This window comes from Streptomyces sp. NPDC088553, from assembly GCF_044752965.1.
Taxonomy (GTDB): domain Bacteria; phylum Actinomycetota; class Actinomycetes; order Streptomycetales; family Streptomycetaceae; genus Streptomyces.
Window position 1 is genome coordinate 510,034 of record NZ_JBIVMG010000002.1, and the last position, 25,223, is coordinate 535,256.

Genomic DNA, 25,223 nt, shown 5'->3' on the forward strand with positions numbered 1-25,223 from the left:
GGACGGCACCCGTTCAGCTTAGGCCGACGGTGTCGCTCCGTCCTGGCGAGAGAGTGACGCGGGGTGAAGACGCCGCCGCTGCGGCGCCGGTCCGGGTATCGCCCTAGCGTGAGGAGGTGGAGCAGATCCTCCGAAGGAACCCGCCATCACCTCGTGCCTCACGCGTACCTGATTCCTCCCGCGAAGGAGCGTGGCATGGGTGTCATGACGTCCTGGGCGGACAGGTTCAGGCTGCGACAGTACGTCAAGGCCAGCCTGTGGATCGTGCCGATGATCGGTCTCGCCCTCGGCGCCCTTCTCGCCGAGGCGGCGCTCGCCGCCGACAGCGCGGACCGGCCGCCGAGCGGCTGGCACTATTCCGCCACGACCGCGAGCGGCGTGCTCACCGCCATCGTGGGCGCGATGGTGGCGCTCCTCGGGTTCGTCGTCACGATCGGCGTGCTGGTGGTGCAGCAGGCGACGGGAACCCTCTCCCCCCGGTACATGCGCCTGTGGTACCGGGACCGGCTGCAGAAGGCGGTTCTGGCGACCTTCACGGGGACGTTCGCGTTCGCCTTCTCCCTGCTGCGGAGCGTCGAATCCGCATCGGTCCCCGATCTCGGGGTGACCCTGGCCGGCGCGGCGGTGGCCGTGAGCCTGGTACTCCTGCTCGTCTACCTCAACCGGTTCACCCACAGCCTCCGGCCGGTGGCCATCGCGGAGTTGGTCGCCCGCTTGGGAGAGACCGTCTTCACCGACGGCGCCGCGGCGATCCGGGGCGCCGCGCCCCAGGGAGACGGGGCCGTACCGTCAGACGGTTCGGTGCTGCGGATCCGTACCGTGCGCGGCGGAGCGATTCAGGCCTTCAACGTGCCCGGTCTGATCGCGGAGGCGGCCCGCCACGATTGCGTCTTCGTGGTGACCCGGCTGATCGGGGACTTCGTACCGCCCGGGACCGTGCTGGTGGAGGTCCGTGGGGGCACGTCCAGGCCCGACCCGGAGCGGGTGAACAGTCTGATCGCCCTCGGGTCCGAGCGTACGATCGAACAGGATCCCGCCTTCGCGCTGAGAGTTCTCGTCGACATCGCGATCAGGGCCCTCTCCCCCGCGGTGAACGACCCCACGACCGCGGTGCAGGTCATCAACTACATCGAGTGGTTCCTGCACACGGTCGGAAACACGCGGCTGCCCGGACATTACGTCCTGGCCGATCGCGGCGGGAACGCGCGGCTGGTGCTCCCGGGCCGGGACTGGGACAACTACCTCGAGCTCGCCGTCTGCGAGATCCGTGACTACGGCGGTTCATCCGTGCAGATCTGCCGCAGGCTCCGGGCCATGCTCGACGGCCTGCTCGACGCCCTGCCGGCATCCCAGCACGCCGCCGTGCACACACAGGTGCTCCTCCTGGGGGAGGCCGTCGAGCGCGAGTTCACCGACCCGGCCCGCCGGGCCATCGCGGCACAGCCCGACCACCAGGGCATCGGCGGGCGCCACCCCTCCGCACCCGCCGATCGGAACGCGTCCGGACCCTCCGTCGGGACCTCGCGAGGGACCTACCGCGGTCGGCTTGCGGGGTGGCGGCGACGGTCGCATAGTCCGAGGTATGGACGCGCGTGAGGCGGCGCTCCGACAGGCGTACGGCCATGCTGTCCGGTGGCTGGCGAGCCTGCCCGACCGCCGGGTTCCGGCGCGCGCCTCGGTCGACGAGATCGTGAGCGCGCTCGGTGCCGAGCTGCCTGCCGGTCCCAGCCCGCCCGCCGACGTCGTCGACCTGCTGGCCACGGCCTGTGAGCCGGGGCTCACGGCGTTCCCCAGCGGCCGCTTCTACGGGTTCGTGGTGGGCGGCACCGAGCCGGCCGCGCTGGCTGCCGACTGGCTGGTCAGCGCCTGGGACCAGAACTGTGTGATGCGCACCGTCTCGCCCGCGTACACGGCGGCGGAGGAGATCGCCGGCGCGTGGTCGCTCGATCTGCTCGGCCTGCCGAAGGACAGCTCCGTGGGCTTCACCACGGGTGCGACGATGGCGAACTTCACGTGCCTCGCCGCGGCGCGGGACACCGTGCTGCGGCGCGCCGGCTGGAACGTCGCCCGCGACGGCCTCACCGGCGGCCCGCCCGTGCGAGTCGTCGTCGGCGAGTCCCGGCACATGGCCATCGACCTGGCCCTGCGCTACCTCGGGCTCGGCCGGCCCGAGCTGGTGGTGGCCGACGATCAGGGACGTATCGAACCCGAGGCCCTGCGGACGGCGCTGACGGCCGGCGGGCAGGGCCCCACGATCGTGATCCTCCAGGCCGGCGACATCCATTCCGGCGCCTTCGACCCCTTCGCCGCGAGCATCGGTGCGGCGCGCGAGGCAGACGCCTGGGTCCACGTCGACGGCGCGTTCGGACTGTGGGCTGCCGCCTCGCCGCGCCGCGCCCACCTGACGGCGGGCTGCGCGGACGCGGACTCCTGGGCGACGGACGCCCACAAGACGCTGAACGTTCCCTACGACTGCGGGCTCGCGATCGTGCGCGACGCGTCCGCGGTCCGGTCGGCGATGGGCCAGCGTGGCGACTACCTCATCCAGCACGAGCACGGCGACCCCATCGACAAGGTGCCCGAACTCTCGCGGCGCGGCCGGGCGTTCACCGTGTGGGCCGCCCTCAGGTCCCTCGGCCGGTCAGGCGTCTCCGACCTCGTCGAGCGGCTGTGCCGGCACGCGTCCGCGTTCGCCGCCGACATCGCCGAGGTCGACGGCGCGACCGTTCTCAACGAGGTCGCGTTCACGCAGGTCTGCGCCGAGTTCGGCAGCGACGGACGTACCGACCGGGTACTCGCCCGGCTGCTCGACGACGGCACGGCGTGGATCAGCGGCTCCACCTGGCACGGCAGACGCGTCATGCGGATCTCGGTGAGCAACTGGTCGACCACCGACGACGACGTGACGCGCACGCTCGACGCGATCCGGCGCGCGGCCGCCGGGGCCTGACGACTGCGCGCGCCAGGGCGGTTGCGAGGAGTTCCCGATGTGCCCGTCGATCAGGGGCGGGCGTCCGAGGGAAGGGTGAGCATGCTCGCCGTCGCCGGGGTCGGTGAGATGCCCAACTCCTGTCTGAGCACCTGTCGGCATGTGGCGTAGGCGCGCCGGGCTTCCCCGATGTTTCCTTCGGCGAGGTGGATGCGGATCACCGAGCGGTGGGCGCTCTCACGGAGGACATCCAGGCGCAGCGTGGCGAGAGCGACCTCCAGGGCGAGTCCGAAGCGGCCCTCGGACGTCAGCCGTTCCGCCAGGGACTCCTGCAGATGCAGTTGCAGTTGGCGCAGTCGCTCCCGTTCGCCGCTGAGCCACTCCTCCTCCCAGTCCGGCAGCAGCTCGCGGGCGTCCCCGAGCATGTACCTGGCCCCCTGGCACTCACGGCGACCCGGCTCCATCCCCGCCCCGGGGCGCCCTCGCCGCACGACAGCTCCGTCGGCGGCCCGCTGCTCCTGCCCGCCGACGAGCCGTGGCCGCACTGCGAGGGACCGCACCGGTGGGGTCGGTGGAATGAGATCCTCTCGCCGGAGGACGTGCGGCAGCGGCGGAGCATCCGGGCAGCGGTGGCGAAGCGGCCGGGCGGCGATCCCCCGCTCACCCGGTACGCGCCCGAGGAGCTGGCGCGATCGAGGAGCGGATCAAGGCCGACCGGCCGTGGCCGGAAGGCCCGATCGCCATGCTGCCCGTGGCCCAGTTGTACGTCCGTGACGTCCCGTTGCTGCGTCCGCCCGGCCAGTCGGAGACCGATCTGCTCCCGACCGCCGTCCAGTTCTCCGCCTACGTGCCGGAGGGGAACTCCAGCGTCAACCGGAGGACTGGAGCGGGTGGCAGGCGGCCGGAGCGGCGGTGCCCAGCTCCGACGAGGTGGCCCCGCAGGATTTCTACGGGGACACGTTGTCACTCGCCCCCGGCTGGAAGGCCGGTGGCTGGACCCGCTGGGGCCTCACCGATCCCATGCCTCGCATCTGCTCCGTATGCGGCACCGAGGCGGACCCGCTGTTCACCTTCGCCACCACCGAATGGGACAGCGGCGGCAGCTGGATCCCGGAGGAGGACCGGGCGCACCCCCCCGCCCCGCCCCGGCACTCCTCCGGGGAACTCCACCGAGGTCGAGGTCGCCAGTGGCTACGACCCGCAACTCCACGTCTGCCCGGCATCCCAGGATCAGCCGCACATCGAACTGATCCAGTGAGCCATCGCTCAGACCTCGCCCGTCACTCGTACCGGTACTTCAGCGAGTCCGCCTCCGCCTGCTCGATGTCGGAGATCGTCAACTCCGGCATCCGCAGCTGGGCCAGTGTCACCTCGGCCGAGGTCGGCTGGGCGTCCGTCGGCAGCCACTGCTCCGGCTTCCAGGCCCCGCCGCGCAGAAGCGACTTGGGGCAGTGCGGGTAGACCTCCTCGACCCCCACCACCAGGGCACTGGCCGGCGGCTTGCCCACCGCGGTCAACTGCGAGAGCAGATCCGGGCGGGTGGAGACACAGGCCCGGCCGTTCACCCTGAGCGTCGTGGTGCGCCCCGGGATGACGAACAGCAGCCCGGCTCGGCCCGTGGCGATGACGTTCTGCAGGGTGTCCAGACGCTTGTTGCCCGTCGCGTCCGGTATCGCCACCGTCCGCGCGTCCAGGACGGCGACGAACCCGGCGGGGCCCCCACGCGGGGAGACGTCACAGTTGCCCTCGGCGTCCGCGCTGGCGACCAGGACCAACGACGAGCATCCGATCAGCCGTCGGGTCTGCTCGGTGAGTTCGGTCATCTGCTTCCGCAGGGCCGTCTCCTTGGGGAGCTCGTAGACCTCGCGCAACGCCTGCTGGTCGTGCACGGCGTCGAGGAGGAGCGAGTCGAAGGCAGTGTCGGTGAAGGGTGTGGTCATACCCCGAACCTAGTGGGCTTCTCCAGGCGTCCGTCCCGCTGTCACCATGTGCCGTATGACGCACATGATCAAGGGTGCGAACGCGCCCGTCCCCGCCGCCCCGCTGCGTGTTGCCGTGGGCCGGCAGTCGGTGCCAGGTACGCCGACCGTGTCAGCCGCGGCCCTTCTGCTCGACGCGGCCGGAGCGGTGCGCGGCGATGCCGACATCGTCTTCCACGACCGGCCCGTCCACCCCTCGGGCGCCGTTCGTCACGTCGGCACGGGAGAGGGCGCCGGACAGCTCGCCGAATGGCTGGAGTTGGACCTGCTCCGCGTCGAACCCGATGTCCAGCGGGTACTGATAGTCGGATCGTGCGCGGACGGGACCTTCGGACAGGTCCGCGGTCTCTACGCCCAGTTGAGCACGCTCGACGGAACCATCGTCGCGCGGTACGCGGTCACGGAAGCCACCGTCGAGACCGCGTTCGTGCTGGGTGAGCTGTACCGGCGCCATGGGGCATGGCGGTTCCGCGCGGTGGGGCAGGGCTACGAGGACGGGCTCACGGGCCTGACGCAGGACGTAGGGGGCGCGGGGACGGTGACGGCGGTGTCACCGCCGGCACCGGTGGTCCCCTCGCCGTCGCCGGCTGAGCCCTCCGCGTCCGGCCCGGTGCCGCTCGCCGGGGTGGGCAAGACGGGCTCCGGCGTGGTGGCTCCCGGGGCGCCGTCGCAGCCGGGGCCGGTTGTGTACGGGGCGGACCAGGCGTCGTCCGGGCCCGGCCCGTTGAGCGGTTCCGCGACGTACCCCACGTCACCCATGGCACCTGTCACGGCGCCCGCCGGGCCCGCGTACGCCACCGTGACGCCCTCCGTCGGCGCATCCTCCGGGCCCGCGACCTGGGCGGCCGGCTTCTTCGCTTTCGAGCCGCGCGTCCATCGCGGCAAGGGTACGAAGACGATCACCGTGGACCTGCCGTTTCCGCCCAACGGGGAGCCGGTGATCCTGGAGGCACGGACGGAGGAGTACAACTACATCTCCGTCAAGATTCCCGGCCGCGAGGACGATGTCTTCCTGTCCGACCTGCCCGATCACTACGGCCGAACCCTGATGGTGCCCAACCGCAAGGGCGGGCCGCTCACGCTGAAGGTGCGCAACTCCGGGGCGTGGCAGCTCACGGTCCTGCCCCTGTCGGCGGCCCTGCCGCTGGACTTCGGCACCGTCGCGGGCAGCGGCCGGGAAGTCTTCGTCCACACCGGCCCCGCGGCCGAGTTGAAGGTGCGGGCGGAGGACCCTCACAAGGGCTGGTTCCAGATGCACTACCACTGGGGTGACTCCCCCAGTGACCTGAGGCACCCTGCCAAGCGGCTCGTGTACGAGTGGAACGGTCGCCGGGTCCGGGAGAAGGTGACCCTGCCCGGCGGGCCCATCCTGGTCACCATCGACAAGAGCAGGCACCGGTGGGAACTCACCCTCGATCCGGCTGACCCGAGCGAGCCGTCCCGAGGGGCGCGAAGGGTATGGCGCCGCTAGGTCTTGGAGGTTCCGAAGTGCGGGAGCCGACCGGCCTGCCGCCGCCGCCTCGGTACTGTGGCTTCGCATGACCGAGATCGACACCGAGATCGACACCGACACCGACACCGACACCGAGATCACCGCGGATCTGGTCCGCGACCTGCTGCACGAGCAACACCCCGACCTTGCCGGGCTGACCATCCGCGAGGTGGCGGGCGGCTGGGGCAACCAGATGTGGCGCCTCGGGGACGAGTTGGCCGTTCGCATGCAGCGCATGGACCCCACCCCGGATCATCAGCTCAAGGAGCGGCGGTGGCTGCCCGTGCTGGCCCCTCGCCTGCCACTCCCGGTGCCGACCCCGGTGCGATACGGCGAACCGTCCGAGCGCTTCCCCAAGCACTGGACCGTGATGACATGGGTTCCGGGCGAGCCACTGGACCACGGGTCGATCAGCCGCGGCACCCACGCGGCTGAGACGCTGGCGGGCTTCCTCCGGGCGCTCCATGTGGAGGCGCCCGCCGGGGCTCCGACTGCTACGGACCGCGGCGCCCATCCCCGGAACTGCACGGAGGGCTTCGAGAACTACTTCCAGGCCGTTGCCCTCGACGACATCGCTGCAGACGTCCGGGCCGTCTGGGACGACGCCGTCGCGGCGCAGGCGTGGGAGGGCCCGCCGGTGTGGGTACACGGCGACCTCCATCCCGCGAATGTCGTCGTCTCGGACGGAACGCTCTCGGGCGTCGTCGACTTCGGTGACATGTTCGCCGGCGACCCGGCGTGGGACCTCGCTGCCGCGTGGGTACTGCTGCCCGCGGGCACGGCCTCCCGCTTCTTCGACATGTACGCGAACGCAGACGACGCTGCGATCCGGCGTGCCCGAGGACTGGCCGCTGTGAAGTGCCTCTTCCTGATGCTCATGGGGCAGAGCGGGGATCGGGGCCTTCCCGGCGGCAAGTCGCACTGGGGACCTGTGGGCCGGGCGGCACTCGATCGTGTTCTGAAGGGCGTGTGACGCACACTTCATCAGTCCTCGCCCGGTGGGGAACGGCCTCGCAGGTTCCCGCGAGCCCCTACGGACTCGCCCCCTGCCGAACACCGTGAGCGCGTGCACCACCAGGAGCATGTGGCCTGCCTCAGCAGCACCTCCACGTGATCGCGAGCCGCTGCCGCTGAGGCATGCCCTGACCGGCACGCCTCAGCGCTGGCGGCGACGCGGCCTGGCGCCACTCCAACCAGCGGGTGCCCGGCCGGCCGGGGGCGCAGCCAGGCTTTCGGCGTAAAATAGGCACAATGAGTCCACTCAGATACGAGCTGGTGTTCTCCGAGGACACGGGTTCGGCCCAGGACGTCGTGATCGTCGAGCGCACCTCTGCCAAGGGGCCCGGCGGCCATCCGGTCTACGCCGACCGCACCGGCATCATCCGGGCGGAGATCAGCGACCGGGACGAGGTGCGCGTCCTCGCCTCGGGCGGGCACCAGGCTCCGGCCCAGCACGTCCTGGCCCGCCGTCTCGCCGACCCCGATCCGAAGGATGCCGCCGGCCCTTCCACCTCAGCGGGCTGACCGGTACACGACCCGGCCTCGATGACGTCGAGGCCGGGTACGGACGAACGGCGCAACGCCTGTTCTCCAGGGATGCCTCTGCATCAGTACGTCATTTTGCCCTGACCGGCCGACGTGTCACCGCGCAGGAGCTGACTGAGGCGCTGGGTATCGGGACATGACCCCTTGCTGAAGGAGGCCGGGCGGCTCTCCTCGGTCGCCGGGGTGCCACCGGCGCCGTCGCACGACGCCGCTCGTGGGCGATCTGCGCGCCGTGCGGCCGTTGTCCGAGACGACTCTCGTCGTCTCGACCGCCGAGAGCGACGAGGAGTGGGGCAGGGCCGGTACCGGCTGGTCGACACGACGGGAACGCACGGTCCCCGCCACGCCCCCGGAAGGCACCTCAGCCCACAGCGGCAGGGCCGTTCGCGGACCGGGTGCGACGTCATCCTCGTCCGGTCGAACCGGCCGTCAGTGCCGCGGGAACGCCGGTGTCGTCGGAGTGGGCCCCAGCGTCGTCGTGCCAGGGGGCGACCGGTGGCCCAGGCCCGTGCGGTACGCGTCCAGCGCGGCCTCGGTACGACCGCCGCGGCGTAGAAGGTCGCCCAGCAGGCGGCACAGATCGGCGAGGTCGCCGCTCGCGCCGCTGCGCTCCAGCAGCCCCAGGGCCATGACGTAGTGCTCCTCGGCGGTCTCGCTGTCCCCGCGCTCCTCGGCGATCAGCCCGAGCAGCCTGTGCGCACCCCCCGCGTGCACCGCGCCGTGCCGGTCACCCGGTTCGAGGAACGCGGAGAGCAGATCCGACGCCTCGTCGTGCCGTCCGAGCCGCCGGAGGACATCGGCGAGTTCCACCTCCACGTGCGCGGTGAACAGCGCCGCGCGTCTGGCGTTCAGCATGTCCCGGGCGGCACGCAACTCCGTCTCGGCCGACTCCAGTTCTCCGTTCTGCGCCTGGACGTAGCCGCGCATCCAGTGGCAGTGCGCGAGATCGGTACGCAGGCTCAGCTGTTGGTAGATCGCCTGGGCCTTGGCCAGTGATGCGTCCGCGTCGGCCGTGCGCCCCTCGGCGAGGAAGGTGCGGGCCACCTGCCGGTGCATGCCCGCCACCAGCGCCGGGTCGTCGACCTGTGGAGCCAGTGCCAGGGCGAGCTCGGCGGCGTGCGCGGCGCGGGCGTGGGCGCCCATGTCCATGTACGGGCCGATCACGGCGGCGTACAGGACGACCAGCGCCTCGGGGTCGGCCAGGCCGCTCGCTCCGAGCTCGTCGATGGCGGATTCGAGGAGGTAGCAGGCGTAGCGCAGCTCCCCGGCCAGGAGGTGTGCGACGGCACGGCCCCGGATCGCGCGTACGCGGCGGGTCAGCGGCTCCTCGGCGAGGAGCCGTTCGGCGGCCTGGAAGTGGTCTCCCGCGTCGGCCAGTTCACCGGTCTCCAGGGCACAGTCGCCGAGCCCGAGCAGCGCCTCGGCCCGCTCGGGCACGAGTCCGAGGTGCTCCGCGTCGGCGAGCAGACGCCGGTAGCGTACGGCGGCCTCCTCCGCTGTCCCGGTGGCCAGCTGCCGGCGCGCCTCGACGAGAGCGAGCCGCAGCTCCGTGGCGAGGTGCGCGGGCCGGCCGGTGGCCAGTTCCTCGTACGACGTACCGAGGCGCTCGGCGAGGAAGCGCAGCGCGGTCTCCGAGGGCCGGACCTTGCCCGACTCCAGCGTCGACACATACGCGGGGGTGTACGAGGGCTCGGCCAACTGCCGCTGGGTCAGCCCGCGTTGGGCGCGCAGTCGCTGCACTCGGTGGCCGATCGTGGCCGGATCGTCCATGTGGACCCCCTGGTTCGTGAACTGCCCAGTATCCAGAAGCAGTAGGCATTGCGCACGCCCTCACCTTCCCCCTAGGTTAAGCGACTCGTTCAGCACATTTATCGATGCACTTAACTTCCCTGGCAGGGGGCTGATTTCATGCGTTCAGCACGACGAGGAGCCATGGCGGTCGGAGTGACCGTCGCCCTCACGGCCGTACTCGCCGCGGCACCCGGCAGCGCCGCCGCGGACCCGACGGCACCCGCCACGGCACGAGTCGAGGTCGAGATACCCGGGCCGGAGAACGGGACGCTCGCCGGATCCGGACACACGCATGTGCCGACGGAGGGCCGGAACCGGACGGCCTCCCGTCTGACGGCGACCGAGGTGGCCGCCGACGGCGAGGTGGCCAAGATGGTCGACAACGGCCCCGCCGCCGACCGGCTCGACATCGTCGTCGTCGGAGACGGCTACACCGTCGCCGAACTCCCCCGCTTCCACGCCGACGCCCAGCGGAAATGGGCCGAGCTGACGGCCGTCGAGCCGTACTCCACCTACCGCAACCTCTTCAACGTCTGGACCGTCGACGCCGTGTCGAACCAGTCCGGCGTCTCCGGCGACCCCGCTCCGGACACCCTCCGGGACACGGCCCTCGGCTCGTACTTCTGGTGCGACAGCATCGAGCGGCTGCTCTGCGTCGACCAGGACAAGGTCGACGGATACGTCGCGAAGGCGCCGGAGGCCGACCTGGTGCTCGTCCTCGCCAACAGCACCAAGTACGGCGGCGCGGGCTACAACGAGCCCAGCGAGACCCTCGGCTACGAGGGCATATCGACGGCCTCGGCGGGCAACGAGAAGTCCGGCCAGGTGGCGATCCACGAGACCGGTCACTCCCTGGGCAAGCTCGCCGACGAGTACTTCTACGCCGACTACCCCGGCTACGAGCGGTACCTGGGCCCCGAGCCCGCCGACTCCAACATCACCACCCTCACCGCCGACGACCTGGCCGACCGGGGCGCCAAGTGGCACCGCTGGCTCGGTGAGCAGTCTCCCGACGGCGGCACCGTCGGCGCGTACGAGGGCGGCGGTTACTACGTCACCGGGCTGCGGCGCCCCACCGAGGACTCACTGATGCGCTCCCTCGGCAAGCCCTTCAACCTGCCCGGAGTGGAGGCGATGATCGCCGGCTTCTACCGCGAGGCGCGGATCGCCTCCCCCGTCACGGCCACCGATCGCACCCTGCGCACGGGCGACACCGCCAAAGCCCTCGTACCCCGGCTGACGGGGGCGGACGGGCGTCAGCTCACCATCCGCTGGTATCTGGACGGGCGGGAGATGAAGTCGCTCGCGGGCCGCACCCAGGTACGGGTGTCCGACGTGGCCCTGCGGCTGCTCGACCTCCGGAAGCACACACTGTCCCTCACGGCCGAGGACCGTACGCCCTCGGTACGGGACCGCGGCATCGCCCGGACGATGAGGTCGACGGTCGGCTGGACGGTCCGGCTCTGACGGTCTCCGGCGGGCACGCGCCGCGGTTCGTGGCGCGGGCCCGCTCGATGATGGCGGCGTCGGCGACCACTCGGTTTCCGGCGCCGGACGGTGCGGGCGGTGTGGCGAGGAGGCGGTGTCAGGTCCGGTCGATCCGCGCGGCGGCCTCCTCCAGGTCGGCGACGGTCCCCGACATGATCGTCCGTACGTGACGGGTGATGTGCCGCACGGGCCAGTCCCACCACGCCACGGCGAGGAGCCGGGCGATGTCCGCGTCGTCGTAGCGGGTGCGGACGAGCCGGGCGGGGTTGCCGCCGACGATGCCGTAGTCGGGGACGTCGCCGGTGACCACGGCGCCGGCGGCGATGATCGCGCCGTGACCGATGCGTACGCCGGGCATGACCGTGGCACCGTGGCCGAACCACACGTCGTTGCCGACGACCGTGTCGCCGCGGCCGGGGAGGTCGGTGATCAGGTCGAAGTGCTCCGCCCAGGAGCCCCCCATGGTGGGGAACGGGAAGGTGGAAGGGCCGTCCATGCGGTGGTTGGCGCCGTTCATGATGAAGCGGGTGCCCGTCCCCAGCGCGCAGTACTTGCCGATGACGAGCCGCTCGGGGCCGTAGTGATACAGGACGTTGCGCGTCTCGAAGGCGGTCGGGTCGTCGGGGTCGTCGTAGTACGAGAAGTCACCGACGTCGATCAGCGGTGACTTCACCAGCTGTTTGAGCAGCACCACGCGCGGGTGCTCGGGCATCGGGTGGAGCACGGTGGGGTCAGCGGGAAGGGACGGCATCGTGGGGGCGGTTCCTCTCTATTCGGGGCGTGACCCGGATACGGCAGAAGCGGGCTGCGGGACGACCTCGGTCCGGTTCGGGCTGTTCGCGGACGTCTCGTTCGAGGTGGTGGCCGCGTCCGGATCGGTGGAACGTCGCGGCGCCGCGGCGCCTTCCGCGGGCTTGGACCTCGCCAGCCACAGGCCGGTGAACACGGCGGTGGCCAGCGTGACGGCGCCGGCGGCGAGGAAGGCGCCGTCGAGGCCGGTCTCGAAGGAGGCGCCGCCGGATTGCCGGGTGCGGACGACGGCTCCGAGCACCGCCACGCCGAGCACCGCGCCGATCTGCCGGGTGGTGCCGCTGATGCCTGACGCGAGGCCGCCTTCCTGCGGGCTGACTGCTTGGATGGCGGCTCCTGTCAGGGGGGACATCGTCAGGGCGAAACCGATGCCGACGAGTCCGAGCCGCCACCACACGTTCCCGTAGCCGGTGTCGGCGTGCACCAGACCGAGCGCCAACAGGCCAAGGCCGGCGAGGGCCAGACCGAGGGTAACGACGATGCGGAAGCCGTACCGGGCGGCGAGCCGGCCCGCGTAAGGGCTGACGATCACCATGGCGAGGGAGACCGGCAGGGTCTGCAGGCCGGCGCGCAGGATCGAGCTGCCCTGGACGTACACGAAGAACTGGGAGAAGAAGAACGACGAACCCATGAGCGCGAACCCCACCACGACCATGGCGGTGTTGGACACGGTGAAAAGGCGCTGCCGGAACAGCCGCAGCGGCAGCATCGGGGCAGGTCGGCGCGCTTCCACGGCGATGAAGGCGGCGAGGAGGATCGCCGCGGCGGCGAAGCTGCCCAGGATGACCGGTGAGGTCCAGCCGCGGGCACCGCCCTCGATCAGCCCGTAGGTGAGCGCCCCCACCGCCGGAACGGACAGCACCGTGCCCGGGATGTCGATCGCGGGGGCGCTCGGATTGCGGGACTCGCCGAGGTGACGCAGGCCGACCAGGAGCAGGACCACGCCGATGGGCAGATTGACCAGGAAGATGGCCGGCCAGCCGAAGGCTTCGGTCAGCGCGCCGCCGGCCACGGGGCCTGCGGCCAGACCGATTCCGCTGATCCCGGCCCACAGCCCGATCGCCTTGACTCGTTCCTGCGGCACGGGATGGGCGGCGGCGAGCAGGGCGAGCGAGGCAGGGCTCAGCGCCGCGGCCCCGACGCCCTGCAGCACCCGGCCGGCGAGCAGCCAGCCGACCGAGGGCGCGAGGCTGCACAGCAGCGACGCGGCGGTGAACACCGCCACGCCGGTCAGGTAGACCCGCTTGCGGCCGAACCGGTCGGCGAAGACGCCGCCGGACAGCAGCAGCATGGCGACCAGCAGTACGTACGCGTCGACGATCCATTGCAGACCGGTCAGTTGAGCGTGCAGCCGGTGCTGCATATCGGGCAGCGCCGCTCCGACGATCGTGTTGTCGAGCAGGACCATGAACTGGCCCAGACAGGTCACCGCAAGCAGCCAGGCTCGGCTTGATCGACTACCTGCGGTCACATGTGGTGCAGCGATGGGGTCCCCCTCGATGGATAGGCGCGCCCGGTGTCGGTCCACGTGGTGGCGGTACACCTGCGCGCTTTAAGGCAGTCAACGACTGCGTTAGGCGACTGTAAGAGGGCCCTTTCATAAACGCAAGTGTGAGCTGCGTTAAGGTGAGGGGCATGAACGAGAGTCAGCGAGCCCGGCGGCCCGGTGGGCGCAGCGCCCGCGTCGGCACGCAGGTGCACCGGGCCGTCACCGACCTGATCAGCGAGCGCGGCTACGGCAACTTCACCGTCGGCGACGTCGCAGCCCGTGCGGGCGTGGCCGACAGCAGCATCTACCGCCGGTGGGGCAGCCTGGACGCCCTGCTCACCGATGTGGCGCTCACCCGCCTCAACACGCAGTCGCCGATGCCCGACACCGGGAGCCTGGCCGGCGACCTGCGCACCTACGCGGCCAACGTGGCCCGTGAGATCACCGGACCCGACGGGCCGGCGGTGCTGCACCTGGCCGTCGCTCTGTCGAGCAACGGTCAGCAGGGCCTGCGGGCCGGTGACGACCTCCGCGCCGAACGCATCCGGCAGCTGCAGTCCATGCTCGACCGCTCCCGCGAACGCGGCGAGCCCGCACCCGACGCGCTCGACGTGCTGGACCACGTCCTGGCCCCGATGTACATCCGCGTCCTGTTCGGCATGGAGATCACACCGGGCTACGTCGACGGGCTGGTCGACCGCATGCTGTGACCCGGCAGCGAACACCACCGCGGCCGCCGGCGCGACCGCGTCCCGCGCCGGCTGTGGATCGATCGGCCTCTCCGTCGACCTGGCGTTCGATCCACGGCGGGGCGGACGGGGTACCGCTTGCCTTGCTCGGGCCGCGGACCATACTGGTCGGGCCCTGATCGCCCACCGAACGGTTCCATGGCCAAGAACAGCATTTCATCGACCACCGTCCCCGACACCGCCTGGCTCGGGCGTGGGCGTCACCTCGGGCCCGAACCCGAGCGGGACGTCCGGCGCAACCTGCTCGCTCTCAAGGCGGCGCGGGTGATCGACGACTTCCTGGACCTCGACCCCGTCGAGGCGGCGCGTTCCACCGACCTGTATCCCCGGGACGCGTCCGCCGATCCCGGCCCGTCGGCCCGCCGGCTCTTCGAGGCCCGCTGGCGCGTGGCCGACGGCGTCACGGTGCGCGCGCAGCTGACGACGTACGACCCCGAGTCCCGCCGCACGAAGGGCGAGGGTGTCACCTGGGTCCTCGCCGCCGAGGCCGAGCGGGCGTGGGAAGCGAGCTGGCCCTCACCGGCCACCGTGTTCTGGCCCGACAGCGACCAGGTCGCCTGGGACCACGAGATGGTGCCGGACGTGCGCCTGCGGTCGGCGAACCGCCTGCCGAAGGACGACGACGAGTTGCGCCGCCTGCTGCGGGCCTGCACCCGGCAGAGCTGGTTCATCCATGTCGTGGTGCACGAGGCGATGACGCCGGACGCGCTGGGACGCCGACCGGTCACGGCGTTCCTGCCGCCGAGCCTGCGGCACCGGGTGGTCGAGCACCGGGCCACGCCGGACCAGGCGCTGATCGCCGACTTCGTGATGAAGCGTGAGCTGGGTGTGGGGATACCGCGCGGCGGCGCCGTGATCCTGCCCCCCACACCGCAGGCCTTCCCGTACGACGCGGAGCTCTTCACGATCCGCGATGTCTTCCTGGACGGCACGGAACCCACCGAACTCCTGGCCAGGATCCAGGAGTTCACCTCACTGCCCCAGCCTCTGCCGGCCGACGCCGAACAGGCCCTGACACGGCTGCGCACAGGCTGGCACCTGCTCACCCCCGACGAGGAACTGGCCCACGCACGGGCCATGGTCACCAGGTACGCCAAGGCACTCGAAGCCATGACCGCTTCCTGCGACCTGTACCGGGAGGCCGCCGAGTCGGCGCTCGACGCACTCGCCGAGGCGAACAGCGGCGGCGGCGCCCCGAGGACGGCATCGCCGGCGACGGCCAAGGACGACGCCTCACCGTGGAAGAACCTCACGAAGACACTCAGCCGCTTCCGGGGCCCGAACCCCCAAGCGCCGGACACGGAGGCCCAGCGGGGTCCGCACGGCCAGTGAGACGTAGGGGAGAACGGACCGATCCGACGCCGGCCTCCCCGGAGCCGCCTCCGGCAGGGTCGCAGGATGACGGCAGCGCTGACGGTGACGTCGGCGTTGCCGTCGCGGACATGCGGTGTGGGCGAATCCGGCGGCTACGGCTACGCGCCCGCAGCCGATGGATCTTGGGCGCGTAGGCTGAACGGGTGCCTGATCAATCCCGTGTCCAGAACGACGACAGGCGTGCGAGCCCGTACGCGACGGGCGGCGGAGGAACCGTCCTCGAACACCGCTACGGGGCGCTGCTGCTGAGCCATCTGCTCACAGCCGATCCCCTGGCCGAGCTCGGGGACGACGTCACCCCGGGCGCGCTCGTCTTCCAGGCGAGTGCCTCCAGCGCCGTCGACGACCTGCTGCTGAGCGGGCGTTCGGCCGACGGCGCTCGGCGGCGGGTCTCGATCGGTGTGCGGCGGGACCCGTCGTTCGTGCCCAGCAACCGTGCGACGGTCGAGCTGATGGGCTCGTACCTCCGTGTGGTTCAGGAACACGGACAGGAGGTCGCCGAGGGCAGCTGGCGGCTCGCCCTGGTCGTGGCGAGCCCCAACCCGCACGTACGGGAGCTCCGGGAACTGGCCGGGATCGCCCGCGACACCGAGAGTGCGGACCAGTTCCGTTCCGAGGTCTCCCGCCCCGGGCGGACGCATCGGCAGGTACGGGAGCGGCTGCGGCATCTCGACGCCGTCATCGCCCTCGCCGCGGCGGGCGAGGGGATCGACACGACCGACGTCTCCGCGTCCGAGCTGACCTGGCGCGTGCTCGGGGCGTTGCGGCTTCGAGAAGTGCGGCTCGAGGGTGTCGACGAGACGGACCGCACGATGGCGGTGGGTCGTCTCCGGGGCGTCGTCGAGGCCGGCACCGCGGACGCCGCGGACCGCTTGTTCAGCCGGCTCTGCGAACTCGTCGGCCGATACGCGCCGGCGGCCGCGACGAAGTCGGTCGATTCCCTGCGACGCGACCTGATCGGCTTTCCTCTCGCCGGGAGTCCGTCGAAGGACGAGAGAATTCAGGACGAGAGGATTCAGGACGAGGGGATTGACGCCACGAACGATCCGGCGCCGCACGTCCCCGCGGTGCGTTCCGCCTACTTGTCGCAGGTCCGGCGGATCGCGCCGGAGCGTCTGCGGTCGCGGGAAGGCGAACGGGACGCGTTGGCGCGCTTCTGCACCGACCCCGAGCCGGGACCGCCGTACATGTGGTGGCGCGCCGAGGCGTGGGCCGGCAAGTCGGCGCTGCTGTCGACCTTCGTGCTGAATCCGCCTCCCGGGGTGCGGGTGTTGTCCTTCTTCATCACCGCCCGCTGGGCAGGGCAGGCGGACAGCAAGGCGTTCACCGAGGTGGTTCTCGAACAGGCCTGGGAGCTCCTGGGCGAGCCCATGCCGATGCTGCTCACCGACGCCACCCGCGAGGCGCATCTGCTGGGGGCGTTCGAGCGTGCGGCGGATCTGTGCCGGCGGAGGGGCGAGCGCTTGGTCCTCGTGGTGGACGGCCTGGACGAGGACCGTGGGGTGACCACCGGTCCGGACGCGCACAGCATCGCGGCGATCCTGCCGGCCGATCCGCCGGCCGGCATGCGCGTGATCGTCGCCGGGCGGCCGAATCCTCCGATCCCCGTCGACGTCCCCGACGACCATCCGCTGCGCCGGCCTGAGATCGTGCGGACGCTGGCCGCCTCCCCGCACGCGGAGGTGGTCCGGCAGGACGCGGAGCGCGAACTCCGGAGGCTCGTACACGGAACCACGATCGAGAAGGATCTGCTCGGTCTGCTGGCGGCGGCCGGCGGAGGACTTTCGGAAGCGGACCTGGCGCAGCTCACCGGCCTTTCGGAGGGAGAGGTCGAGAGCCAGCTCGGGGCGGTCTCCGGTCGTACGTTCGCCTCCCGGGCCGGACGGTGGCGATCGCATGTGGCGATCTACGTCCTGTGCCATGAGGAGATCCAGCGACAGGCCGTGCGATTTCTCGGGGAGTCCCGCCTGGCTGGGTACCGGGAACGGATCCACTCATGGGCCGAGGGGTTCCGCGCCGCGAAGTGGCCGATCGGTTCGCCCGAGTATCTCCTTCACGGCTACTTCAAGCTGCTTCACAGCACGGGTGACGTCCGCCGCATGGTGGCGTGCGCCACGGATCCCTACCGGCACCACCGCATGCTGGACACCATCGGCGGCGACAGCGTCGCGCTCGCGGAGATCGCCACCGCACAGGAGCTCCTGACCGGCTCTCCGACGCCGGACCTCGTCGCGCTGAGCCGGCTGGCCGTCCACCGGGCCAAGCTCACCCAGCGAAACGATCACATTCCTACGTATCTGCCTGTGGTCTGGGCGCAACTGGACAGACACAGCCGTGCCGAGGCCCTGGCCCGTTCGATCACCACGCCGGCACGACAAGTCCGGGCGCTCGCTTCGGTTTCACGCCACATGGCGGCCGCCGGGGACGTCGAGCGCGCGCGGAAGGCGGCCGAGGAGGCCGAGCGGTGCGTCCTTGCCGTGACGGAGGTCGGCGGGCAGGCTCACGCGTACGCGGTGACCGCCCGCGCCCTCGCCCGCGCCGGGGACCCGGATCGTGCGCGCCTGCTGGTCACCCGCGCGGAAGAGCTGGCCGACTCGATGACGAGCGGAGTGCAGCGGTCACAAGTCCTGTGCACCGTCGCACGTGCCGCCGCGGCCGGCGGAGACGTGAAGCGTGGCCTCGCGCTCGCGAAGTCCCTGCCCCACGCGTCCGAGCGTGCCCATGCCCTCTGCGCCGTGGTGATGGAGGTGGCTGACGCCGGTGACTGGCGCCGGGCCCGGGACATCGCCCGCTCGGTGCGCCCACCGTCCCATCGGGCGCAGGCGCTCGCCGTGGTCGCGCGGGCGGCGCACGCGGCCGGCGCCGAGCGGGTCGCCGCAGACCTCGCGGGACGAGCCGAATCCCTCGCGTCGTCCCTTCGGAACCCGGGACGCCGGGCCTGGATTCTCGCGGCAGTCGCACGGGAGATGGCGGAAGCCGGCCTGGAGAGCAAGGCGATCACGCTCCTTCATCAGGCAGAGACGGCAGCTCACGCGGTGACCCGAAGAGCCGAAAGGTTCGACTGCCTGGCCACCGTCGCCCGGGTCATGGCGTTCGCGGGTGCCTCTGATCGCGCCGTGACCCTCGCGCGCGGCGTCGACTCCCCCGGCCGGCGGGCGACAGTGCTGGCCGTCGTGGCGTCGGGCCTGGCCGCGAACGGTGAAGCGCGGCTCGCCGAGGACATCGCCACGGAGGCGGAGGCGAAGGCGCGATCCATGAACGGCCGCAATCACGTCGGAAGAGACCAGGCCCTTCTCGCTCAGGCCACGGCCTCGACCGGTGATCTGTACCAGGCCGAGGGGATCGCCCGCGCCATTTCCGACGTGGCGCAGAGGGACCGTTCTCTGACCGTCGTCGCGGAGGCCATCGCTCTGGCCGGTGACCTCGGACGAGCGGAAGGCGTCGCCGCCACCATTGTCGACGTGGCACAGCGGTCGACGGCGCTGCTGCTGATCGTCAAGGCGGGCGTGACCCGTGCCGATCGAGAACGGGTGGCCAGGGTCGCCCGTTCGATCGAGGATCCGGAGTGCAGGCGCAAGGCCCTCTCCGCGCTGTCGCGGGAAGCCCCCACGCCCCCTGGCGGACAGAAGAGGCCGCCCCAGCGGCCTCGCCCTTCCGTCCGACCCGGGAACCCGAGCCCCTCGGGGACGAGCGGGCACCGCCCGTGGCCGTCCTTCCCCGTCAACGCGCCCCAGCGACAGGCCCATGGCCTGGTCAACCATGCCCGTACGGCGGTGGAGAACGGTGACGCACGGAGGGCCGCAGAGGCGGTGGAGTCCATCGCCTCCCCCGTACTCCGGGTCGAGGCACTCGTCTCCCTCGCGGCGAAGGCCGCGGCGGCGGGAGACCCGCGGACGTCCGAGGAGTTCATCGAACGCGCCCTCGTCGCGGCCGACGCGCTGCCCAACGTGAAGAGCCGGGCCCGGTGCATCACCGTGATCGCGAAGGAGTTGGCCCTGGCAGGCGACCCGGACCGAGCGGAGCGGCTCATCGGTTCGATCACCAGCCCGCCACTCCTCCAGAAGGCCATGGGTGTCGCCGTCTCGGCCGCGGCGCACGCAGGTCACCTCGTCCAGGCGGAGCGCATCGCCCACACCATCTCCGACGGGTCACGGAGGGCGAAGGCTCTCGCGGCCGTCGCGCGTTCCATGGTGGGGTCCGGCGCCCTCGACGAGGCGGAGCGCGTCTCGCGGTCGATCACCGAACCGCTCCAACGAGCACGCACCCTCAGCGAGATCGCCCGGATTCACGCGGAACACGGCGACACCGCACGTGCCGCGGAGATCGCCGCCGGCATTCCCGAGCCGGCCGAGCGGTCCAGGGCCCTGACGACGATCGCGCTCGATTGCGCTGCCGACCGTGCGACAGCGCTGGTGGCACAGGCCCTCTGCGCCGGCCACTGGAGCATCTGCCTGCCGGCGCTGGTGCGTCTCGCCCCCGAGGTCGTGACCGCGATCGGTGTGGAATCCCTTCGCGTGCACGACCACGAGGACCTGGCCGCCGCGGTTCCCCCCTCACCGATCGCGAGGGACGCCGACACCTGACCGCTGTCGGTCGGCCCGGTCCTTCTCGTCGGCGGCGAGCACGGAGATCCGTCGGGCCGTCGGAGCAGGCGCTGCGCGAGGAACCGCGCCGTCTCGTGGTGGCCGCGGATCGCCCGGGTCGGTGGCTGGTGGAGGGGATACGCCGACGACCGTTGTCTCTCCCCTCGTTGCCCTCGCGAAGTGCTCCGAGCTGCACGGACGTGATAGGACTGCTGGATTGACTGACCATCATCTGACGGGGGAATCGAGGTCATGGCTGTCACGGTGCCTGACTGGGCGGACACACTGCTGGATCTCGTGGGGGTCAACTGGCCCAACGTCGACGAGGACGCCTATCGCGAGATGGCTGACGCGCTGCGGGAGTTCGCGGACGATCTCGCGGACGACGGCCAGCTCGCCAACAACCACATGGAGCGCCTGCTGTCGTCGGGGCACGGCGAGGCGATGGACGCGCTCAACGAGCACTGGGGCAAGGTCAAGGGCAAACACCTCAAGGACATGGTGTCCGCGGCCCGCACGATCGCGGAGGCGCTCGACCTCGCGGCCGGCGCGATCGAGGCGATGAAGTGGAAGGCCGTCGCGGAGCTGGGGATCCTGGCCGGACAGACCGGTCTGGCCATGGCGCTGATCCCGGTCACCGGTGGCCTGTCCGCGCTGCTCGGCGCCGGCGCGATCGCGTTGACGAAGAAGCAGCTCCTGAAGCTCATCACGGATGCGATGCAGGAGGCGGTCGGTCACATCGTCTCGGTGATGACCGAACCGGTCGTGGCCTCACTGGAGAACATGGCGGCGGACCTCGTCGTCCAGGTGAGCATGGACGCGCTCGGCGTCCAGAACGGCGTGAACCTCGACCAGACGAAGCAGGCCGGCAAGGACGGCTTCGACGAGGGCGTGCAGGGCGCCAAGCAGGGCCTGAACCTGGCCTCCGCCGGGAGCGGCGGAGGCGGAGGCGGCAAGGGCAAGGGCTTCCACATCGAGCACGACGAGCACGAGCAGGCCGGCACGCGGTTGAACGGGGTGAGCGCCGGCATCCACGGCAAGACGGCGGGCAAGCTGACCAAGGCCAAGGGGCACCAGCGACGCAACAAGGGCCGGGACGACATCGCCGACGCCCTCGACCCGGTCATCGAGAAGGCCATGGGCGCCCTCGTGAAGTCCGCCAAGACCATGGGCGACCACATCGGCGAGACGCTGCCCAGGGCCGTCAAGCAGATCTCCAAGGACCACAAGCGCAACGACGACGACATCCGCGACCGCCTCGCCCGCCAGCGCAAGGGTGACCACGACGACACCGGCAAGGGCGACTCCCGGTCGCCGGACCGCAGGAAGTCCGGCGACGACACCCGGACGAGGCCCAACGGGCTGCGCGAAGTCCGTGACGACGCGCGCCGTCACTCGATCCCGCTGGACCGCAAGACGTGCAAGTCCGACCCGGTGGACATCGCGACGGGGGAGATGACCCTGCCGCAGGTCGATCTCTCCCTGCCCGGAGTGCTCCCCCTCGTCGTGGACCGCACGCACCTGTCGGCGTACCGCTACGGTCACTGGTTCGGCCGCAGTTGGTCCTCGCTGTTCGACGAGCGTCTGGAGGCCGACCCCGTGGGGCCGGGTCTCGTCTGGGCCCGCAGCGACGGGTCGTGCCTCGTCTACCCCCGGCTCCCGCAGCCCGGCGAGGACCGCGTCTGGCCCACCGAGGGGCCGCGGATCGCACTCGCCCACGGCGGCGTGTACGAGAACGAGACCACCTACACCCTGTCCGAACCCGCGGGGGTCACCCGCTCGTTCACCGGGAGCCCCTACCTCACGTCACCGGCCTACTGGCTCACGGAGATCAGGGACCGGCACGACAACACCGTCGTGTTCACCCGCCGCCCGGACGGCGCGCCTTCCATGGTGTCCCACAGTGGCGGTTACCGGGTCCAGGTGGACGTGGCCGACGGCCGGATCACCACCCTGCGTCTGCGCACCCCGCAGGGGCCCGTCACCGTCACGTCGTACGGATACGACGAGGACGGCAATCTCGACGCGGTCACCAACTCCTCCGGCACGGCGACGCGCTTCGCCTATGACACCGTCGGGCGCATCACCTCTTGGACCGACCGCAACAGGTCCACCTACCTGTACGTCTACGACGCCGCCGGCCGCGTGGTCCAGACCGTGGGCCCCGACGGCTTCCTGTCCTCCTCCTTCTCCTATGACAGTGAGGAGGGCATCACCCGCTACACCGACTCCACCGGCGCCACCAGCGTCTTCCATCTCAACCACCGCCTCCAGGTCGTCGCCGAGACGGACCCCCTGGGCAACACGATCAGCCAGATCTGGGACCGCCACGACCGGCTCCAGAGCCGTACGGACAGCCAGGGCCGCACCGTCACCTACACCTGGGACGAGGACGGCAACCCCACGTCCGTACGCGAGCCGGACGGCTCCCTCGCCACCACGCGGTACGACGGTCGGGGCCTGCCCACCGTCGTGACCGCCGCCGACGGAAGCGTGTGGCACCGCGCCTACGACGACCGCGGCAACAACATCTCCCTGACCACGCCGGACGGGGCCACCACCCACTACGCGTACGACCCGAACGGCGCGCTCGCCGCTGTCACCGACCCGCTGGGCGTCCGGCAGACCTACGGATCGGACGACGCCGGCATGGTCCTGGCCCACACCGACGCCCAGGGCAGGACGACCACCCTGGTCCGCGACGCGTTCGGCCGGCCCGTCACCGTCACGGACCCCGACGGCGCCGCCACCACCTGCACGTGGACCGTCGAAGGACATCTCGCCTCCCACACCCGCCCCGACGGCGCCACCCAGCGGTGGACCTACGACGGGGAGGGGAACTGCCTCACCGAGACCGACGCCAACGGCGGCATCACCCGGTACGAGTACACCCACTTCGACCAGCCGATCTCCCGCACCACCCCCGACGGCGCCCGCTACGACTTCCGTTACGACACCGAGCTTCGTCTCGTCGAGGTGCGCAACGCCGCCGGACTGACCTGGAGCTACGCGTACGACGCCGTGGGGCGCCTGGTCTCCGAGACCGACTTCGACGGCCGCACCCTGCGCTACGGATACGACCCCGCGGGCCGCGCGCGCAGCCGCACCAACCCGGTGGGCCAGACCGTCACGACCCACCTGGACGACGCCGGCCGCGTCACCGCCCGCGACGTCGAGGGCGCCGTCACCACGTACGCCTACGACCGGTCCGGCCGCCTCATCGAGGCGCACTCCCCCGACTCCTTCCTGGCGCTGGAGTGGGACGCCATGGGGCGCACCGTCGCGGAGACGATCGACCGGCGCACCACCCGGTACGGCTACGACGCGCTCTCGCGCCGGACCCTGCGGGTCACGCCCGGCGGGTCCACCACCCGCGCCACCCACGACGAGGCGGGCAACCGCACACACGTATCCCTCGACGGCAACGGCATCGTCTTCTCCCACGACGCCACCGGCCGAGAGGTGTCCCGGTCCTTCGGCAGCCCCGAGCGACCCGTGGTCCTCGGCACCGCCTACGACGCGGTGGGCCGGGTCAGGGAACACCACCTCACCACCCTGGACCGGACCCTCAGCCGCCGCCTCTACGCGTACCGCGCCGACGACCGTCTGGAGACCGTCACCGACGCGCTGACCGGCAACCGCAGGCACTACGAACTCGACCCGGCGGGGCGGCCCCTGCGCATCGAGGCGCACGGCTGGACCGAGACCTACGCCTACGACAGCGAGGGCAACCAGACCTCCGCCCAGTGGCCCGACAAGGCCCCGCACCCCGAGTCCCGCGGCGGTCGTACGTACAGCGGCAACCTGCTGCGGTCGGCCGGTGCCCTGCACTACACCTACGACGCGGCCGGCCGCGTCGTGGAACGGCGCAAGAAGCGGGTTTCCCGCAAGCCGGACATCTGGCGCTACGAGTGGGACGCGGCCGACCGGCTGACCGCCTGCACCACACCCGACGGCACCCGATGGACCTACCGCTACGACCCGCTCGGCCGCCGCATCGCCAAGCGCCGGCACGGCGACGACGGCACCGTCGTCGCCGAGACCCTCTTCAGCTGGGACGGCAACCGTCTGGCGGAGCAGACCGACTCCGCCACCGGCACCACCGTGACCTGGGAGTACGACGGTCTCCGCCCGATCGCCCAGGCCGAGCGCCGTACGACACGGAACCGGGGCGGCGACCAGGACGCCGTCGACGCCCGCTTCTTCGCGATCGTCACCGACCTCGTCGGCACGCCCACGGAACTCGTCGACCACACGGGCGCCACCGCCTGGTACAGCCGCGCCACCGAGTGGGGCGCCACCGCCTGGAACCGGGACGCCGCCGCACACACCCCGCTGCGCTTCCCGGGCCAGTACGCCGACCCCGAGACCGGCCTGCACTACAACTTCTTCCGCCACTACGACCCCGAGGCCGGCCGCTACGTCAGCCCCGACCCGCTCGGCCTCGACCCCGCCCCCAACCCCGCCGGCTACGTCACCAACCCCGCCACCGAGGCGGACCCCCTCGGCCTGGCGCCGTGCATGCAGGGGCTGGAGGACATGGCACACAAGATCTCCCAGGTCCTGCCCAACAAGCGGCAACGGGAAGGGCAGACGGTCGCGATCATCGCCACCCGTCACAAGGGCAACGACGTCCTCATCGTCGCCGGAACCAGCAAGAGCAAACTGACGCCCGCCCAGCGGAAGCTGGCCGAGGAGATGGGCCTCTACCCGCTGCCGAACGACCAGTACCTTCCCCCGACACCGCCCAAGGTCCCAGGCGGGCATGCGGAGCAGAACATCCTCCACTACCTCAGCCGCCTGCACAGCAAGGGCTCGGACGACTGGCTCCCCACCCATGGCGCGGCCCAGCGCAGTGTCTGCCCGGACTTCTGCGCCCCCATCATCCGCATCGAGGGCATGCTCGCAGGGCCGACGTATGGTGACGACAAACCCACCCACCGGCGGCAGTTCTACTGGCCCAGCCGCTACACCCCGGACACGGACTAGGAAGA

At 71.3% G+C, this 25,223-nt stretch carries 15 protein-coding genes; 10 read left to right on the top strand and 5 right to left on the bottom strand.

Annotated features, from left to right (window positions below):
* Positions 1–195 precede the first annotated feature (195 nt).
* Positions 196–1,596 carry a DUF2254 domain-containing protein gene (locus tag ACIP8Z_RS07480; protein ID WP_402079949.1) on the top strand — a complete coding sequence of 467 codons (1,401 nt, stop codon included), beginning with the start codon at positions 196–198 and terminating at the stop codon, positions 1,594–1,596.
* On the top strand, positions 1,583–2,950 hold the full coding sequence (locus ACIP8Z_RS07485; protein WP_402079952.1) for a pyridoxal phosphate-dependent decarboxylase family protein: 1,368 nt from the start codon (positions 1,583–1,585) through the stop codon (positions 2,948–2,950). The genes ACIP8Z_RS07480 and ACIP8Z_RS07485 overlap by 14 nt, the downstream gene beginning before the upstream one ends.
* Positions 2,951–3,000: 50 nt before the next feature.
* Here ACIP8Z_RS07485 and ACIP8Z_RS07490 read toward each other — a convergent pair whose 3' ends face one another.
* Together ACIP8Z_RS07490 and ACIP8Z_RS07495 are read right to left on the bottom strand one after the other, a co-directional pair.
* Complete coding sequence (locus ACIP8Z_RS07490) at positions 3,001–3,354, bottom strand: BTAD domain-containing putative transcriptional regulator (RefSeq protein WP_402079955.1); 354 nt, start codon at positions 3,352–3,354, stop codon at positions 3,001–3,003.
* Between the two features lie 855 nt (positions 3,355–4,209).
* Positions 4,210–4,869 (bottom strand): MSMEG_1061 family FMN-dependent PPOX-type flavoprotein, encoded by a 660-nt coding sequence (locus ACIP8Z_RS07495; RefSeq protein WP_402079957.1) that lies wholly within the window; start codon positions 4,867–4,869, stop codon positions 4,210–4,212.
* Between the two features lie 55 nt (positions 4,870–4,924).
* On the opposite strand from ACIP8Z_RS07495, the gene ACIP8Z_RS07500 reads away from it, so the two are divergent.
* The 3 genes from ACIP8Z_RS07500 to ACIP8Z_RS07510 all read left to right on the top strand — a co-directional run bounded on the left by ACIP8Z_RS07500 (position 4,925) and on the right by ACIP8Z_RS07510 (position 7,924).
* Positions 4,925–6,379 carry a TerD family protein gene (locus ACIP8Z_RS07500; protein WP_402079959.1) on the top strand — a complete coding sequence of 485 codons (1,455 nt, stop codon included), beginning with the start codon at positions 4,925–4,927 and terminating at the stop codon, positions 6,377–6,379.
* 67 nt (positions 6,380–6,446) lie between these two features.
* Positions 6,447–7,373 (top strand): aminoglycoside phosphotransferase family protein, encoded by a 927-nt coding sequence (locus ACIP8Z_RS07505; RefSeq protein WP_402079961.1) that lies wholly within the window; start codon positions 6,447–6,449, stop codon positions 7,371–7,373.
* A 278-nt stretch (positions 7,374–7,651) separates the two neighbouring features.
* A complete protein-coding gene (locus ACIP8Z_RS07510) occupies positions 7,652–7,924 on the top strand; it encodes a DUF6296 family protein (protein ID WP_402079964.1) in 273 nt (90 codons plus the stop codon).
* A 450-nt stretch (positions 7,925–8,374) separates the two neighbouring features.
* Here ACIP8Z_RS07510 and ACIP8Z_RS07515 read toward each other — a convergent pair whose 3' ends face one another.
* Positions 8,375–9,715, bottom strand: coding sequence for a helix-turn-helix domain-containing protein (locus tag ACIP8Z_RS07515; protein WP_402079966.1), 1,341 nt, complete (start codon positions 9,713–9,715; stop codon positions 8,375–8,377).
* A 162-nt stretch (positions 9,716–9,877) separates the two neighbouring features.
* On the opposite strand from ACIP8Z_RS07515, the gene ACIP8Z_RS07520 reads away from it, so the two are divergent.
* On the top strand, positions 9,878–11,203 hold the full coding sequence (locus tag ACIP8Z_RS07520) for a M64 family metallopeptidase (RefSeq protein ID WP_402079969.1): 1,326 nt from the start codon (positions 9,878–9,880) through the stop codon (positions 11,201–11,203).
* A gap of 118 nt (positions 11,204–11,321) precedes the next feature.
* Here the strand turns inward: ACIP8Z_RS07520 and ACIP8Z_RS07525 are convergent, their stop codons facing one another.
* On the bottom strand, positions 11,322–11,975 hold the full coding sequence (locus tag ACIP8Z_RS07525; RefSeq protein WP_402079972.1) for a CatB-related O-acetyltransferase: 654 nt from the start codon (positions 11,973–11,975) through the stop codon (positions 11,322–11,324).
* Positions 11,976–11,993: 18 nt separating this feature from the next.
* Positions 11,994–13,520, bottom strand: coding sequence for an MFS transporter (locus tag ACIP8Z_RS07530; RefSeq protein WP_402080812.1), 1,527 nt, complete (start codon positions 13,518–13,520; stop codon positions 11,994–11,996).
* A gap of 149 nt (positions 13,521–13,669) precedes the next feature.
* On the opposite strand from ACIP8Z_RS07530, the gene ACIP8Z_RS07535 reads away from it, so the two are divergent.
* The 4 genes from ACIP8Z_RS07535 to ACIP8Z_RS07550 all read left to right on the top strand — a co-directional run bounded on the left by ACIP8Z_RS07535 (position 13,670) and on the right by ACIP8Z_RS07550 (position 25,218).
* Positions 13,670–14,233: a TetR/AcrR family transcriptional regulator gene (locus tag ACIP8Z_RS07535; RefSeq protein ID WP_402079974.1), complete on the top strand. Its 564-nt coding sequence runs from the start codon at positions 13,670–13,672 to the stop codon at positions 14,231–14,233.
* 177 nt (positions 14,234–14,410) lie between these two features.
* Complete coding sequence (locus ACIP8Z_RS07540) at positions 14,411–15,604, top strand: hypothetical protein (RefSeq protein ID WP_402079977.1); 1,194 nt, start codon at positions 14,411–14,413, stop codon at positions 15,602–15,604.
* A 185-nt stretch (positions 15,605–15,789) separates the two neighbouring features.
* Positions 15,790–20,229 (top strand): hypothetical protein, encoded by a 4,440-nt coding sequence (locus tag ACIP8Z_RS07545; protein ID WP_402079979.1) that lies wholly within the window; start codon positions 15,790–15,792, stop codon positions 20,227–20,229.
* A 252-nt stretch (positions 20,230–20,481) separates the two neighbouring features.
* Entirely contained in the window at positions 20,482–25,218 is a 4,737-nt protein-coding gene (locus ACIP8Z_RS07550) for a DUF6531 domain-containing protein (RefSeq protein ID WP_402079982.1), read from the top strand.
* Positions 25,219–25,223: the final 5 nt, after the last annotated feature.